This window comes from Nesterenkonia sp. Act20 (assembly GCF_019173455.1).
GTDB lineage: Bacteria > Actinomycetota > Actinomycetes > Actinomycetales > Micrococcaceae > Nesterenkonia.
Genome location: NZ_JADPQH010000001.1, coordinates 1978979 through 1993846, shown reverse-complemented (window position 1 = coordinate 1993846; position 14868 = coordinate 1978979). Strand labels below are relative to the sequence as shown.

Here is a 14868-nt window from a genome sequence, read left to right as displayed (position 1 = left end):
GCCCACCAGCACTAGCGAAGTAGCTCTTCTCGCGCACTCCTCAAGGAGAGATGGAATGACGACACAAGTCGCCGAAAAATCGGTGGGTGAGCGACCCCCCGCCCGCAAACGCAATCTAAGAAAGTTCGGCCAGACCTGGGGGCCCATCGCGGCCGCTCTGCCTGCCGTTCTCATTGTGGGAGTCTTCCTGGCATATCCGATCGGATATGGCTTCTGGATGTCTCTTCACGAAGTGAGCATGTTCAACCTCTCGGCTCAGGACTTCGTGGGATTCACGAATTATCAGGAGCTCTTCGCGGACCCCGCGTTCCGCAATTCACTCTGGCGCACGATGATATTCGTCTTTGGCGTGATCATCATCGGTATGGCCCAGTCGCTTGCCTTCGGACTCACGCTGCACTATCTGCCGAATGGTCGGTTCGTCCGGGCGCTGAACCTTGTTCCGTATTTCATCTCCTCGGTCGCAGTGGCCATGGTGTGGAGATTCTTCGTCCAGTCCGACGGCGGCTTCACCTCCTTCATCACCGAGGCGTTCGGGCAGACCGCGATCTCGTGGTTGGCCGACGGGAACCTGGCTCTGTTCGTGGTCACGATGGCCACGGTCTGGATGATGGCCCCGTTCTCCGTGCTGCTGATCCTTTCCGGACTGCAGACCGTGAACGCGGATATGTATGAAGCTGCCCAAGTCGATGGGGCGAACGCCTTTCAGCGGTTCATCCACGTGACGCTGCCGAGCATCAGGCCACAGATCGCCACCAGCCTGATCTGGCTCACCTTCCAGGCGTTCAACTCCTTCGGTCTGATCCTTGCCCTGACGGGCGGAGGGCCGGGCGACTCTACAGAGCTCCTGGCGGTCTACATGTACGCCCTGGGCATGGAGAACCTGGATATATCCGGATCTTCAGCGGTGATGATCATCATCCTCGTGCTCAACGCAGTGTTCTCACTGATCTACCTGAAGCTTTTCCCGACCGACGAACCAGAAAAGTCCTGAGAAGGACTGCTGAGGTGACTAAGTGATGAAAAAGTATGGAATCTGGCTCGCGGGGATCGCCCTGATCGTCTGGACTGTGATGCCGCTGCTGTGGGCATTGCTGGCCACGTCGAAAGACACCTCCGAGGTCTACGCCAACAACTTCTGGCCCGAACAGTTCAGCCTCCAAGCTTGGGGCGATCTGTTCCAACTCGATGGCTTTTGGCGCTTCGCCTTCAACAGTCTCTACGTGACGACTGTGTCCACCGTCATCGCCGTGGCCATCAGCATCGTCGCGGCCTACGCCTTTGCTCGGTACGCCTTCAAGTGGCGGCACATTCTGCTGCTCTTCATCTTGGTGCCGCGTCTCGTGCCTCGCGTGGCACTCATCGTGCCGCTCTATCTGATGTTCTCCAAGGTCGGTCTGATCGACACCTACACGGTCATCATCGTGTTGTATGTGGCTTCTGCGGTGCCGCTCGCGACCTGGACACTGATCGGTTTCATCGGCGCGATTCCGCGAGAGATCGAAGAAGCTTCCGCCATCGACGGCGCGTCGCTGCTGCGTCGATTGTGGACCATCGTTCTCCCGCTGACGATCCCAGGGCTGGTGACGGTCACGATCGTCTCCTTCGTGGAGTCTTGGAACGAGTTCCCGTTCGCCCTGGCCTTCCTTCAGGATACGGAGATGCGCACGCTCCCGTACCAGCTCTTCTCCCTGGAGTCGAGCCTCGGGCTCATCGACTGGCCACTGATCTCAGCCTTCGCGATCTTCACCATGCTGCCGATCCTCGTGCTGTATCTGAGGTTCGAGAAGTCCATCGTTTCGGGCATGACCGCAGGAGCTGTGAAGTAGGCGTCTGTTCGCACGACCTGCGCGGCCGGAGCCACACGGCCCGGTCGCGCAGGTCGCCTCGCAAGACCATCACCCACCACTAACGAGGGAACAATGGAGTACAGAAGCTTCGGACGTACCGGAATCCAACTCTCAGCCGTCAGCTACGGGGCGATGCGCCTCACCGGAGATGCGGCCCATGTGGCGCGTTCCCGAAAGCTGACTTCCGCAGAGATCGAGAACGAGAACGCCTCCGGCGAGAGTGCCCTGGAGACTGCTCTCGACGCCGGCGTGAACTGCATCCACTCCAGTCAGGACTATGGCACGTGGTGGATGCTGGAGAAGGTGTTGCGTCGGCGAAAGCTCCGCGACGAGGTGCACCACGTCATCAAGGTCACTACTCCGGACTACGCCGAGGACTACTTCGATGCTCGGCTCGTGCGCTCTGAGGTGGAGAACGCCTTGAAGACCCTTGGGGCAGAGCGGATCTCCTTCGTCCAGCACCTGCAACGTGGCCCCCAGGTGAACAAGTACGACGCGTACAGCACCGCAGGAGACGAGCGCCGGATCGCCGCGGCTGACTCGATTGCGCACCAGTTCGCCCAGATCATGGCCGAGCTTCGCAACGAGGGCAAGGTGGCCCACGGAGTCACGTTCCCACATACGATTCCCTTCGCGGCGGCGGCCCTGCGGACTGGCGCCTACGCAGGGACGGCGCACTTCTTGAATGCGCTGGAGCCGGAGGCTTTGGACCTGCTCGACCGCGAGCGCGGCCGCACGGGGTTCTTCGGAATTCGCCCTCTCCTGCAGGGACTCCTCACCGACAAGAGGATCGACCGCGGGGCGCTGCCCCAAGAGGACTCCAAGCGCAGTCCTGCCTGGGACACCCGGTATGAGGCGATCGAGAGATTGCGTACGACTGTCTCACCGGACTCATGGACGGACTGGGCATTGAGGTTCAGTCTGAGCCACCCAGGGGTGAGTTCGGTGATCGTGAGTGCCCGCAACTCCGCACAGATGGACGCCATCCTGAACGCGGCTGAACAGGGGCCTCTCGAGCAGGACGAATTCACGCGAGCTGTGACAGCCGTTCGCGAGGGGCCGCGGCTCCCAAAATCCGACATCTTCGTCGAGAACCTGGTCTGACTCACGGACCCTATGGGACGACCACGCTGGGCTCCCACAGCCATGCCGCTCGGTCTCTCAGCCTCTCCGCCTCTCAACCTCTCCGCCGCCTGTAAACCGTCACTTTCTACGATTGGTGAACACATGACCACTTCTGAACCCGCAACTCGCATGAACACGTCCATGGAGATGACTCCTCTGCCCAGCCATCCGCCGGAGGGAGCCGGCATCCTGCACCTCGGTCTCGGAAACTTCCACCGCGCGCATCAGGCGGTGTATACGGCGAAGGCGCTCGAACACCAGAACGGCCCCTGGGGGATCGTCGGAGTCGCGAACCAGTCTCATCGCATCGTCGACGCCCTGAAGGAGCAGTCGGGTCGCTACTCTGTGCTGACGCTTGACGAGGAGCACCCCCGCGGAGACGTACTGGCGGTTCACACGGACGCGTTCGTAGCCGCCGAGGAACCTGATCGAGTGACCGCATTCATCGCCGATCCTGCCATCAAGATCATCACGCTGACGGTGACAGAAAACGGGTACTACTACTCTCAGGTGTCCCAAGGACTGGATCGCGATGCAGAGGCGATCCAACACGACATCGCCGGTGGCGCCCCGCGCACTGTCATCGGCCAACTCGCCCGCGGTCTCCGGGCGCGATGGCAGGCCGACGCCGGACCGCTCGCGGTGGTCAGCTGCGACAATATGAACGACAACGGCAATGTCCTGCAGGCACAAGTGCGGGAAATGATCTCGGCGATGGACGAATCTGGCCACGCTGAGTCCCACGCGAGCGCCGACCTGCTGGCATGGATCAAGGAGCATGTGGCGTTCCCGTGCACCATGGTGGACCGGATCGTCCCGGCGACCGAGGAACGGCACTCTTCGATGAGCAGGGAACTCACTGGACTCTCCGACGCGGCTGCGGTTCCGGCCGAACCGTTCACCATGTGGGTCCTCGAAGACAAGTTTCCGGCTGGTCGCCCCGCCTGGGAGATTGCGGGCGCAATCTTCACCGAGGATGTGGCGGCATACGAGTTGCTGAAGCTCCGCGTACTCAACTCGTCAAACTCGCTTCTGTCCTATCTTGGGCTGCTCCTCGGCAAGGATCTCATCGCGGAGACGCTTCGCTCGGATCCGCAGGTGCGCACCGTCGTCGAGCACATGATGCGCACTGACATGTTGCCCACGTTCGCCGCTCCCGCCGCCATCGATGTGGACAAATACGTCGCTGAGCTCTTCGACCGCTTCGGCAACGCCGCGGTGGGTCATCGGTCTCGTCAGGTCGGCTCCGATGGTTCTTCCAAACTCGCCGTGCGCATCACCGAACCGGTGCTTTTTCACGCCGAACGTGGTCGTGTGCCCGCGGGGCTGGCACTTTTGGCGGCCTCCTACATCAGAGTCTTCACCAACCCGGCAAGTTATCCCGCCGACATCACTGGTAGACCGGAAGATCCGTGGAGCGAGCGCCTGATCGAGGCCGGGCGACTGCATCAGGACCCTCAGGACCTGGTACAGGCAGTCCTGGTCGATCTCGGCATTTTCTCGGAGCGATTGGCGATGGCGCCACAATGGCTGAGATTGGTGGCAGAGCTTCTCGATACCCTGGAAACAGAGGGCGTCGCATCGGCTATAGATGCTGCACTGGCTCGCGGAAGAGACTGATCTCAGCCGGGGAGGTCGCTGCGGAAACCGCTGCAGCGACCATCTCTCCTCCAGCGTTCAGGTCTGCGAATCGTGGTCTCGCGCTGCGCTAGCTGCCGGCTCGCTGGGTGTGGCGTGGACCCCGGGCTCGAAATCCCGATCTCGGTCCACTTCGACCCCGCCAGCATGTCGTTCCTGATAGCTGCGGTGCACCTTGAGACGGAGTTCTTCACGCACTGCCGTGAGGGTGCCCTGCATGGCCCGTTCTGCTTCATGGGGGTCACCGTCCCGAATCGCCCACGCAACTCTCTCATGCGCGTCCAAGGACGCCGGGGAGGGATGCGTCGGCATCAGACCAGCATGCGTGCGTCCCGCCAATACCTCGGTGACCGCTTCCGTGAGCGCCGAGAAAAGTTCATTGCCTGTCGAACGCAATACGCGTGAATGAAATTCGATGTCGTACTGGAGAAACGCCTGTACATCCCCATTCTCTCCTGTACGGCGCAGCTCACCCGCGATTCGAAGGAGTTCTTCGATGTCTTCCTCGGTGGCGGACTCCGCGGCCGCTCCAGCGGCAAAGGGCTCGACCGCGACGCGCAGCTCGGTGAGCGACCGCAATTGGGCACTGCGGTTCTGACCCTCCAGGCGCCACCTGATCACACGCGGATCAAGAACCTTCCACTCGCTGAAGTCCTGGACGATCAGTCCCACACGCCGACGCGAGTAGAGAAGACCAAGCGATTCCAAGACGCGCATGACGTCCCGGGCTATGGTGCGAGAGACGCCGAACTCTTCCTGCACATAGTTCAAGGTCATGACATCGCCGGGGGCGATATCGCCGCTGGTGATCGACAGTCCTAAGGCGTTGACAATCGAACTATAGCCAACCGGCGCCGAGGCCATGACTTTGTTCATAATGTCAGTCTCCTTTAGTTGTGCCGTATCTGCTAGAAAACCACATTGCCACGAATGGGTCGACTCCATCCGCGGTGATCAACCTGCTTCTCACAGACCAGAGGGCCCATTGCCCGGTGGGCTGAAACGCCTTCTTGAGGCGGGGGCGAGAACCGCGGCAGATCACTCTGAGCCGTTGACCTGCTCGTCTCGAAGCCACAGCAGGGCGGCCGCTACGAGGTCTTCGACAGTGGAATCGTTAGCAAGAACGGCCCCGTCCTCGTCCGAGTCCAGCGCTTCCAGTGTTGCCGCCTGCGACTTCAGCAGGGTCGCCGGCATGAAGTGGTCCGATCGGCGCTCCAGGCGAGTCTCCAGTTCAGGCAGAGCGACTGACACGTGGAGCCACAGCGTCTTGCCGCTAGCGGTTCGAAGCACATCGCGGTAGCTGCGACGGAGCGCAGAGCAGGTGATGACAGACCCTGTTTCAGCGTGATCACTCATCCAGTCCCTCAGCGAGTGCAACCAAGGCCAACGATCATCATCCGTGAGGGGAACCTGCGCAGACATCTTCGCGATGTTCTCGGGAGAGTGAAACTCGTCCGCCTCGGCCATGGGCAGGTCGAGTTCCTCGGCAAGCGCTTGGGCGAGCGTGGACTTTCCTGATCCCGAGACGCCCATCACGACGATATGCCGCGGAGTCGCGAGGCGGTTGTACCTGCTCTGGTGACCTGGGTCTGTCATACGTCCCTCGCTTTGGATGTCCGATGGGCGTCAACGACCCCAATACAGAAACATCATACCTTTATGGGGATAGTATATCGGAGAAACAAAACGTGAGCGTCTTCATATTCTTAGTTCTTTATCCACTTCAGCTGGCGGACACGCTCCAGCGCCAACGACGTCAGCCGTCGTCGCCCCCGGCCCAATCGACACCCTCCAGCGAGAGCTGCTGCGTCATATCCTGGAGGAATCCGATGACGACCTCTCGCTCGCTCGCGCTCAGCCGTGCTGCAGAGTGGAATCGCTTCGCCTGCTGGCGTCCGACTGTCTCCATCGCCGTCTTCGCAGTAGCCGGGGTCACGCGCACGATGAAGGCTCGCCGATCGGAGTGATGCACTTCGCGGGTGATGTGCGCTCCGCGTTCCAGACGATTGAGAAGCTTCGTGGTGGATGCCGGGGAGATGTCGAGATGCGCCGCGAGCATTCCCGGGGTCACCCTGGCTCCGCGATTGTCCGCCACGATCAGGTAATGGATCGCACCCATGTCCTGCTGGCTGAGCTTCATGTACTGCTGCGAAGCCTCCGAGAGACGCTCCTCGGCCGCACGAAGATCGGAGAGCGCGCGCATGAGTCGACCGATCTGAGCGGTGTCCTCGGCTGACACACCGGACCGGTCGACGAGCCGCTGCTCGGGGTCGGTTGCTTCCACCTCATACAGGTGATCTGCGACGGGGTCAGACCCTGCTTCTGCTGCTGCCATGATGCCCACCTTACGACGCAACGCTGACGCTGATGCAGCTTAGTAACTTTTGGCGTACTTTATCCTATAGGACATTAAATGTGGGTCCATCAGAACCGCCACGCGAGGAGAAGCAGACATGCCGCAGCGCGAGCAGGCCAGGCTCAACGAGGACGGCGGTTCCAGCGCGACACGCGGCGCCCGCTCGGCGCGAGGACGGGCCCCCCGCTGGCTGAGGGTCTTCCTTCCCGCCCTGCTGATCCTGATCTGGCTCACTGGCACGGCGGTGGGTGGACCTTACTTCGGCAAGGTCTCGGAAGTCAGCTCGAACGATCAGACGACCTACCTGCCTGAATCCGCGGACGCCACGGCGGTGCAGGAGCTGCTCGGGGAGTTCAACGATTCGGAATCCATCCCCGCCGTCGTCGTCGTCACCTCGGACACAGAGCTCAGCGCGTCCCAGGTCACCACGATCGAAGATGCCGTCGCGCAGCTTCCCGAGATCGAGGGCGTACAGGAGGACCTCTCCCCCGTCATCCCCTCCGAGGACGGGCTCGCCGCGCAGGCGTTCGTGCCGATCGGCTCGACGGAAGAGCTCGGCGCCGTCGTCGGAGAGGTCTCGGACACGCTCCGCAGCGAACTTCCCGATTTCGAAGTCTTCGTCACGGGGCCGGCCGGGTTCAGCGCGGATCTCGCGGCCGGCTTCGCGGGAATCGATGGAATCCTGCTGGCGGTCTCTCTGGCTGCGGTCTTCGTCATTCTCATCGTCGTGTACCGCTCGCTGCTGCTGCCGCTCGCCGTCCTGGCGACCAGCGTCTTCGCCCTCACGGTCGCGCTGCTGAGCGTCTGGTGGCTGGCGTATGCGGACATCGTGCTGCTCAGCGGGCAGACCCAGGGCATCCTCTTCATCCTGGTGATCGGTGCGGCCACGGATTATTCACTGCTCTACGTGGCGCGCTATCGGGAGTCACTGCGCGTGCATCAGGACAAGTGGACCGCGTCCCGGAAGGCGCTGCGGGGATCCTTCGAACCGATCTTGGCCTCGGGAGGCACGGTGATCGCAGGCCTGCTGTGCCTGCTGCTGAGCGATCTGAAGTCCAACAGCACCCTGGGACCGGTGGCCTCGATCGGCATCCTCTTCGCCATGGCCTCGGCTTTGACCTTCCTGCCCGCGCTGCTCTTCGTCCTCGGCCGTGCGGCGTTCTGGCCCCGCCGCCCACGCTTCGAGCCCGAGGTGGTCGCCGCCGAGGGCGGAGTCCCAAGCCGCGGCATCTGGGCCCGGACGGGGCGAGTCGTGGAACGCAGACCCCGCCGCATCTGGATCGCAACCACCCTCCTGCTCCTCATCGGCGCAGCAGGTGTCACACAGCTCGACGCGCAAGGGGTGCCGCAGTCGGAGCTGGTGCTGGGCGAATCCGAAGCGCGGGAGGGTCAGGTCGCCCTGGGCGAGCACTTCCCCGGAGGCTCGGGCAGCCCTGCCTACGTGGTGACCGAGCAGGGCTCGCTCCAGGACGCCGCCGACGTGCTGCTCGAGAACCCCGGGGTCGACGGCGTCACCGTGGTGACCGACGACGACGCCGGCTCCGCCCCGGTCACCGAGGACGGAGTCAGCGGATTCGGGCCCCCTGGCACACCCGCCCCGGACCCCACGGCGATCGACGGATCGGTCATGCTGCAGGCCACGCTGACCGATCCGGCAGACTCGGCCGCCGCTCAGGACACCGTCCGCGAGCTGCGCGCAAGCTATGCCTCGGCCGATCCGGAGGTGCTGGTGGGCGGGGTGACCGCCACCGCCATAGACACCAACGACGCCGCGATCAGCGACCGCAACCTGATCATCCCGCTCGTGCTGCTGGTCATCCTGCTGATCCTGATGGTGCTGCTGCGCTCGGTCCTCGCTCCGGTGCTGCTGGTGCTCACCACGGTGCTGTCCTTCGCCACGGCGCTGGGAGTCTCGGCGCTGGTGTTCAACTACGTCTTCGACTTCCCAGGAGCCGATCCCACCGTGCCGCTCTACGGCTTCGTGTTCCTGGTCGCGCTGGGCATCGACTACAACATCTTCCTCATGACACGCGTGCGAGAGGAATCGTTGAGCCACGGGACGCGTCGCGGGGTCATCCGGGGTCTGACCGTCACAGGTGGCGTGATCACCTCGGCCGGGATCGTGCTTGCCGCCACGTTCGCGGCGCTCTCGGTGATTCCGATCCTGTTCCTGGCGCAGATCGCCTTCATCGTGGCCTTCGGCGTGCTCCTGGATACCTTCCTGGTCAGGGCGCTGCTGGTCCCTGCTCTGGTGCGCGACATCGGCCCCGCCGTCTGGTGGCCCTCGAAGCTCGGGAAGGGCACCGAGCCGCGAGCGGCCGTCGGGCAGGACTGACGCCCGCGGCCCAGATCCTCGCGACTCGGTATCCCGGACCGGCTGATCAGCCCTGGGGCAGCGGAGCCTTCGGCGAGATGAGCCCCTCGTGCAGCAGCTCCTCCCAGAAGGCGGCAGGGATCTGCGTCTTGAGCGCGGAGATGTCCTCGGCGATCCGGCCCGGGCGGCTGGATCCTGGAATCACTGCCGCCGTCGCAGGGTGGGCCATGGAGAACTGCAGGGCGGCATCCTTCAGGTTCACCTGGTGCCGTCCCGCTACAGCATTGAGCTGCGCCACGTGGTCCTTGACCGCCGGAGTGGCTTCGGCGTAGTCGAAGTGATCCCCGCCGAGCAGCGCACCGGAGTTGTACGGTCCGCCGACGATGATCCCCACACCCTGAGCCTGTGCACGGGGCATCATCCGCTCGAGCGCGGTTTCGTGCTGCATGAGCGTGTACTGGGTGGCGGAGAGGCTCACGTTCGGGGTGGTGTCTTCGAGCTGCATGGCGAGCTCGATCGGCTCGGTGGTGTTCACGCCGAGCCCCCATCCCTTGATGAGGCCCTCCTCGCGCATCTGGGTGAGCACCCGGAAGGCCCCGGTGCGTGCCTCTTCGAGCTTCCCGATCCACTCATCGCCGTGGAAGTCCCGGGACACGTCATGGACGAACACGAAGTCCAACCGGTCGGTCCCCAGGCGCTCGATGCTCTGTTCGATCGACCGACGCGTGGCATCGGCGGTGTAGTCGGTGACGACCTTCTTGTTCCGGCCGTGAGCGAAGAGTCCTGACTTCTCTTCGGTCTCATCCAACACGTAGCGGCCCACCTTGGTGCTCAGGAGGAACTCATCGCGAGGCTGCTGGCTCAAGGTCGCGCCGAGACGCTTCTCGGCGAGTCCGGCCCCGTAGAAGGGAGCGGTGTCGAAGTAGCGGATGCCCTCATTCCATGCCGCCTCGACCGTCTCGCGGGCTTCATCCTCCGGGATGTCGCGGAACATGTTGCCCAGCGGGGCAGTGCCGAAGCCGATGGTCTTGTTCAGAGTCTGGTTCAGGTCGCTCATATCGCAAATCCTTACTCGTTGGTCTGCAGTCGTCACGGGAACACCACCTGATGTGCGGTTTATTTCTTGACCCGTCCGCACTGCCACCTGTTCAGAGCTGCCGAAGCTTCACCCTGTAGCGTGAAGCCCTCTATCGATGCGGCGATCAGGCAGACCGCTGCAGTCGAGATTCCGCACTGACACGACTATCCGAAAGAGGCGGCAGTGTCCCAGGACAGTGAACCGGGCGCCGGGCTCAGCACCCGGCGGGTGCACGTCAGCGGCCACGCCGTGGACGTGCGGGGAACCTTCTCCCCCGAGCGTCCACCGATCCTGCTGGTGCATGGGATCGGCATGTCCGGGGAGTACTTCCTCCCCTTTGCCGACGTCTTGTCTCAGACCCATGACGTCTACGCCGTGGACCTGCCCGGCTACGGCCATGCGCCGAAACCGCCGCGCGCGCTGACCATCACGGAACTGGGCGAGGTGCTCGCCGAGGTGACTCTGGCGCTGGGACTGGAGGCCGCCGTCGTCGTCGGACATTCCATGGGTGCGCAGATCGTCACCAACTCCATCGCCGGGCACCGCGAGCTCTTTGCCGGCTACATCCTGATCGGACCGACGGTGGACCCGACGGCGCGCAGCCTGCCGAGACAGGCCGCACGGCTGTTCCGCGACAGCCTGGCCGAACCGCCCTCCAGCAACGCCGTGATCTTCCGCAACTATCTCCGGATGGGGCCGCTGCGGTACCTGCGCACGGCCCAGTACATGGTGGCCGACCGCATCGAGGAGTCCATTCGGCACTGCACCATCCCAGGATTGGTGATGAGCGGGGATCGGGACCCGATCGCCTCTGAGGCGTGGCTCTACGAGCTCGCCGGAATCGCGCCCCATGCGCAGGTGCTCGAGGTTCTCGGTGGCCCGCATGCCGTGCAGCTCAACCGTCCCCGTGAGCTCGCCGCCGCCTGTGCGCCGTTTCTGGAATCTGTCACGGGGCAGCAGCCCGGGCCACGGGCGCGGTTCGAGCAGTCATGACCGGCGGGGAACGCCGGGCGAGTCGAGCGTCTGCCGGCACAGGCAGGACTGCGCCACGATGGCTGGCAGAAGCCGGCATCAACCTCGACGCCTGGGTTCGCGACTACGCCTATGCGCTGCGAAGTCAGGCCTCGGGTGGGATACGCCGGCCGACGCCGCGCCGGTACCGCCTCTCCACGCCGGAGAGCCCCTCCATCCTCCTGCTGCCCGGGATCTATGAGACCTGGACCTTCATGCTCCCGGTGGCCGACGTCCTGCGCGCGGAAGGCTATGACGTGCATGCCGTGCTGGACCTGGGCCGCAATGGCGGGACCATCGAGGACATGGCGGAGCTGGTGGACGCCTACATCCGCCGCGAAGGCATCGCCCACTGCATGCTCGTGGCGCACAGCAAGGGTGGGCTGATCGGAAAGCTGCTGCTCGCCCGCCACAACGAAGCCGGGGTCATCCAGGGGCTCGTGGCCATCAACACGCCCTTCGCCGGGTCTCCCCTGGCGCGGCTGCTGCCGTTTCCGGCGCTGCGTGTCTTTCGACCGCGTTCACCCGAGCTGGTCGAACTCGCCGCCAGCCGCGAGGTGGACCGGAACATCGTCTCGATCTACGGTCGTTTCGATCCACACATCCCCGGCGGCAGCCACCTCGACGGCGCGCACAACATCCAGCTCGAGACCCGCGGGCACTTCAGGCCGCTCGCCGATCCCAGGGTGCACGGCGCCGTCTTGGAGGGCGTCCGGCACTTGACGGGCTGAGGGCGTTCAGCCTTCGGCTGCGCGGTGCGCGGCCAGAGCCTCGCGGCGCTGCTGCTGCTCCACCGGATCCGGCACCGGAACCGAGGCCAGGAGTCGCTGCGTGTAAGGGTGCTGCGGGTCCGTCAGGACCTGCCTGCCTGCCCCATGCTCCACAAGTTCACCGCGGTAGAGCACACCGATGTGGTCCGAGAGCATCCCCACCACAGCCAGGTCGTGACTGATGAACAGCGTGGCGAAGCCGCGGCGCTCCTGAAGCTCGCTGAAGACCTCCAGCACTCGCGCCTGAACCGAGACATCCAGCGCCGAGGTGGGCTCGTCGGCGACCAGCAGCTCCGGATCCAAGGCAAGCGCCCGCGCCAGGCTGGCGCGCTGACGCTGACCGCCGGAGAGCTCATGCGGATAGCGCTCGGCATAGTGGGTCGGCAGGTGCACGGAATCGAGCAGCTCTCGCACCCGTGCCTTGGTGCCGGCGGCGTCGGTCGCCTCCCCGTGGATCAGCAGCGGCTCGGCGATCGCCTCCCCCACGGTGAGCAGCGGGTTGAAGCTGGTGGCGGGGTCCTGGAACACGAACCCGACCCGGGAGCGCAGCGGCCGGAAGGTGCGCTCCTTGAAGCCCACCATCTCGTGGCCGAGCACGTTCAGCGATCCACCGGTGGCTCGTGTCAGCCCGACGATCGCCCGGCCGATGGTGGTCTTGCCGGACCCGGACTCTCCGACCAGACCAAGCACCTCGCCGGGGGCGATCGTGAAGTTCACTCCACCCACGGCGCGGAACCCCGACCGGCCCAGCCGGCCCGGGTAGACGATCTCCAGATCGCGAGCCTCCACCAACGGAGCCGCAGGCTCACCCGGACCCGCTTCAGCGGTGACCTTATAGGCGGTCTGCGCCCCGAGCCGGGGCACGGCGCCGAGCAGATGCTGGGTGTATTCATGCTGCGGGTGAGCGAACAGGTCGCGGACATCGGCCTCCTCGACCACCTCACCGCGGTACATCACGGCGACGCGGTCGGCGAGGTCCGCGACCACACCCATGTTGTGGGTGATGAGCACGATGGCCCGGCCGAAGTCATCACGGACCCGGCGCAGCAGGTCCAGGATCTCGGCCTGGACGGTGACGTCCAGAGCAGTGGTGGGCTCATCAGCGACGATGACCTTGGAGCCCAGGGCCAGCGCCATGGCGATCACCACGCGCTGCTTCTGCCCGCCGGAGAACTGATGGGGGTAGTGATCGACCCGCTTCTCCGGGTCGGGGATGCCGACCGTGCCGAGGATCTCGACGGCGCGTTCCCGCGCCTGCTTCTTGGAGTACTTCCCGTGGGCGCGAAGCCCCTCGGCGATCTGCCAGCCGACGGTATAGACCGGGTTCAGCGCGGTGGAGGCCTCCTGAAAGACCATGGCCACGTCGCGACCCCTGACTTGGCGCAGCTGTCCCGGGGAGAGCTGGACGATGTCGTTGCCCTCGAGCACCACGGCACCGGAGACGGTGGCGTTATCGGGCAGCAGCCCCAGGATGGATTTCGCGGTCACGGTCTTGCCTGAGCCGGATTCCCCGACGATCGCCAGCACCTCGCCGGGCTGCACATGCAGCGAGACGCCGTCCACGGCGCTGACCGGCTCGCCGTCGGTGGCGAAGCTGATGCGCAGATCACGGATGTCCACGGCGGCCTGGGGAGAGGTGGCCGCTCCCTCATGGTTCTGAACAGCGGTCATCACGCGGCTCCCTTCATGGCCGTGGCGGTCCGTCGGGGCACGCGCTTGGGGCGGCGGCGAATGCGCAGTCGCGGGTCGGACAGGTCGTTGAGTGACTCGCCGACCAGGGTGATCCCCAGCACGAGCAGCACGATGGCGGCGCCGGGGAAGACACCGGTCCACCAGATGCCTCCGGCGACGTCGGAGATCGCACGGTTGAGGTCATAGCCCCATTCCGAGGCGGCCGTGGGGTTGATGCCGAAGCCGAGGAAGCCCAGCCCGGCGAGGGTCAGGATGGCCTCGGAGGCGTTGAGCGTGATGATCAGCGGCAGCGAGCGGGTGGCGTTGCGCAGCACATGCCGGGAGAGGATCCGCGGCGTGGACGCGCCCAGCACGCGAGCCGATTCCACGAAGGGCTCTGCCTTCAGCCGCACCGTCTCGGCGCGCACCACGCGGAAGTATTGCGGCACGAAGACCACGGTGATCGAGATGGCGGCCGCGAGGATGCCGCTGATGAACCCGGACTCGCCGCCGGAGATCATGATCGAGACCACGATGGCGAGCAGAAGCGAAGGGAAGGCATAGATGGCGTCGGCGATGGTGACCAGAATCCGGTCCAGCCACCCACCCAGGTAGCCGGAGACCAGACCCAGAGCGATGCCCAGGAAGATCGACAGTGCGACGGCGAGCACCACGGTCAGCACAGCGGTCTGGGCACCCCAGACCACGCGCGAGAAGACGTCATAGCCGCCGACAGTGGTGCCCCACCAGAACTGCGCCGAGGGAGCCCCCTGCCGGGGGAAGTTGCCCCCGGCGTCGGAGAGCTGGTTGAAGCCGTAGGGCGCGATCAGCGGAGCGAACACCGCTGCAATGAGGAAGACCGCACAGAGCACCATGCCGGCGATGAGCATGCCGCGCTGCAGTCCGGTGCTGCGGCGCAGCTGCCAGATCACGGGAAGCCGCTTCCAGCGCGGTTCACGCTGGCGGGCCTCGCCGGTCACGAGGGGATCGGCTTCCGCGACGGAGCCCTCCACGGGCTCCGGAACGGTGGAGTTGGCATCAGTGGGGACAGACAT

Annotated in this window: 13 protein-coding genes; 7 read left to right on the top strand and 6 right to left on the bottom strand. The window is 64.6% G+C overall.

Annotated elements, in window-relative coordinates; translation table 11 throughout:
- The first annotated feature begins 55 nt into the window (after positions 1–55).
- From IY716_RS09205 to IY716_RS09190, 4 genes are all read left to right on the top strand, one after another.
- Positions 56–994 (top strand): carbohydrate ABC transporter permease, encoded by a 939-nt coding sequence (locus tag IY716_RS09205; RefSeq protein ID WP_218221227.1) that lies wholly within the window; start codon positions 56–58, stop codon positions 992–994.
- A 25-nt stretch (positions 995–1019) separates the two neighbouring features.
- Complete coding sequence (locus IY716_RS09200; RefSeq protein ID WP_218221226.1) at positions 1020–1829, top strand: carbohydrate ABC transporter permease; 810 nt, start codon at positions 1020–1022, stop codon at positions 1827–1829.
- Between the two features lie 93 nt (positions 1830–1922).
- Positions 1923–2954 carry an aldo/keto reductase gene (locus IY716_RS09195; protein WP_218221225.1) on the top strand — a complete coding sequence of 344 codons (1032 nt, stop codon included), beginning with the start codon at positions 1923–1925 and terminating at the stop codon, positions 2952–2954.
- A gap of 123 nt (positions 2955–3077) precedes the next feature.
- Entirely contained in the window at positions 3078–4595 is a 1518-nt protein-coding gene (locus IY716_RS09190) for a mannitol dehydrogenase family protein (RefSeq protein WP_218221224.1), read from the top strand.
- A gap of 57 nt (positions 4596–4652) precedes the next feature.
- On the opposite strand, the gene IY716_RS09185 is transcribed toward IY716_RS09190, so the two are convergent.
- The 3 genes from IY716_RS09185 to IY716_RS09175 all read right to left on the bottom strand — a co-directional run bounded on the left by IY716_RS09185 (position 4653) and on the right by IY716_RS09175 (position 6948).
- A complete protein-coding gene (locus IY716_RS09185; protein WP_255316484.1) occupies positions 4653–5489 on the bottom strand; it encodes a FadR/GntR family transcriptional regulator in 837 nt (278 codons plus the stop codon).
- 162 nt (positions 5490–5651) lie between these two features.
- On the bottom strand, positions 5652–6209 hold the full coding sequence (locus IY716_RS09180) for a gluconokinase (protein WP_218221223.1): 558 nt from the start codon (positions 6207–6209) through the stop codon (positions 5652–5654).
- Between the two features lie 160 nt (positions 6210–6369).
- The gene (locus IY716_RS09175) at positions 6370–6948 is read right to left on the bottom strand and encodes a MarR family winged helix-turn-helix transcriptional regulator (protein WP_218221222.1); all 579 of its coding nucleotides are present in this window, start codon (positions 6946–6948) and stop codon (positions 6370–6372) included.
- 118 nt (positions 6949–7066) lie between these two features.
- On the opposite strand from IY716_RS09175, the gene IY716_RS09170 reads away from it, so the two are divergent.
- Entirely contained in the window at positions 7067–9304 is a 2238-nt protein-coding gene (locus IY716_RS09170; protein WP_218221221.1) for an efflux RND transporter permease subunit, read from the top strand.
- 46 nt (positions 9305–9350) lie between these two features.
- Here the strand turns inward: IY716_RS09170 and IY716_RS09165 are convergent, their stop codons facing one another.
- Positions 9351–10340 carry an aldo/keto reductase gene (locus IY716_RS09165; protein WP_218221220.1) on the bottom strand — a complete coding sequence of 330 codons (990 nt, stop codon included), beginning with the start codon at positions 10338–10340 and terminating at the stop codon, positions 9351–9353.
- Positions 10341–10544: 204 nt separating this feature from the next.
- Between IY716_RS09165 and IY716_RS09160 the strand changes: the two genes are divergently transcribed.
- Both IY716_RS09160 and IY716_RS09155 read left to right on the top strand, forming a co-directional pair.
- Positions 10545–11354: an alpha/beta hydrolase gene (locus tag IY716_RS09160; RefSeq protein WP_218221219.1), complete on the top strand. Its 810-nt coding sequence runs from the start codon at positions 10545–10547 to the stop codon at positions 11352–11354.
- On the top strand, positions 11351–12103 hold the full coding sequence (locus tag IY716_RS09155) for a triacylglycerol lipase (protein ID WP_218221218.1): 753 nt from the start codon (positions 11351–11353) through the stop codon (positions 12101–12103). The genes IY716_RS09160 and IY716_RS09155 overlap by 4 nt, the downstream gene beginning before the upstream one ends.
- A gap of 6 nt (positions 12104–12109) precedes the next feature.
- Here IY716_RS09155 and IY716_RS09150 read toward each other — a convergent pair whose 3' ends face one another.
- Positions 12110–13813, bottom strand: a complete 1704-nt coding sequence (locus tag IY716_RS09150) for an ABC transporter ATP-binding protein (protein WP_218221217.1) — start codon at positions 13811–13813, stop codon at positions 12110–12112.
- A complete protein-coding gene (locus IY716_RS09145; protein ID WP_218221216.1) occupies positions 13813–14868 on the bottom strand; it encodes an ABC transporter permease in 1056 nt (351 codons plus the stop codon). The genes IY716_RS09150 and IY716_RS09145 overlap by 1 nt, the downstream gene beginning before the upstream one ends.

Coding starts and splice junctions, on each gene's coding strand:
- IY716_RS09205 (WP_218221227.1), top strand. CDS start 56: ATGACGACACAAGTCGCCGAAAAATCGGTGGGTGAGCGACCCCCCGCC.
- IY716_RS09200 (WP_218221226.1), top strand. CDS start 1,020: ATGAAAAAGTATGGAATCTGGCTCGCGGGGATCGCCCTGATCGTCTGG.
- IY716_RS09195 (WP_218221225.1), top strand. CDS start 1,923: ATGGAGTACAGAAGCTTCGGACGTACCGGAATCCAACTCTCAGCCGTC.
- IY716_RS09190 (WP_218221224.1), top strand. CDS start 3,078: ATGACCACTTCTGAACCCGCAACTCGCATGAACACGTCCATGGAGATG.
- IY716_RS09185 (WP_255316484.1), bottom strand. CDS start 5,489: ATGAACAAAGTCATGGCCTCGGCGCCGGTTGGCTATAGTTCGATTGTC.
- IY716_RS09180 (WP_218221223.1), bottom strand. CDS start 6,209: ATGACAGACCCAGGTCACCAGAGCAGGTACAACCGCCTCGCGACTCCG.
- IY716_RS09175 (WP_218221222.1), bottom strand. CDS start 6,948: ATGGCAGCAGCAGAAGCAGGGTCTGACCCCGTCGCAGATCACCTGTAT.
- IY716_RS09170 (WP_218221221.1), top strand. CDS start 7,067: ATGCCGCAGCGCGAGCAGGCCAGGCTCAACGAGGACGGCGGTTCCAGC.
- IY716_RS09165 (WP_218221220.1), bottom strand. CDS start 10,340: ATGAGCGACCTGAACCAGACTCTGAACAAGACCATCGGCTTCGGCACT.
- IY716_RS09155 (WP_218221218.1), top strand. CDS start 11,351: ATGACCGGCGGGGAACGCCGGGCGAGTCGAGCGTCTGCCGGCACAGGC.
- IY716_RS09150 (WP_218221217.1), bottom strand. CDS start 13,813: ATGACCGCTGTTCAGAACCATGAGGGAGCGGCCACCTCTCCCCAGGCC.
- IY716_RS09145 (WP_218221216.1), bottom strand. CDS start 14,868: ATGTCTGTCCCCACTGATGCCAACTCCACCGTTCCGGAGCCCGTGGAG.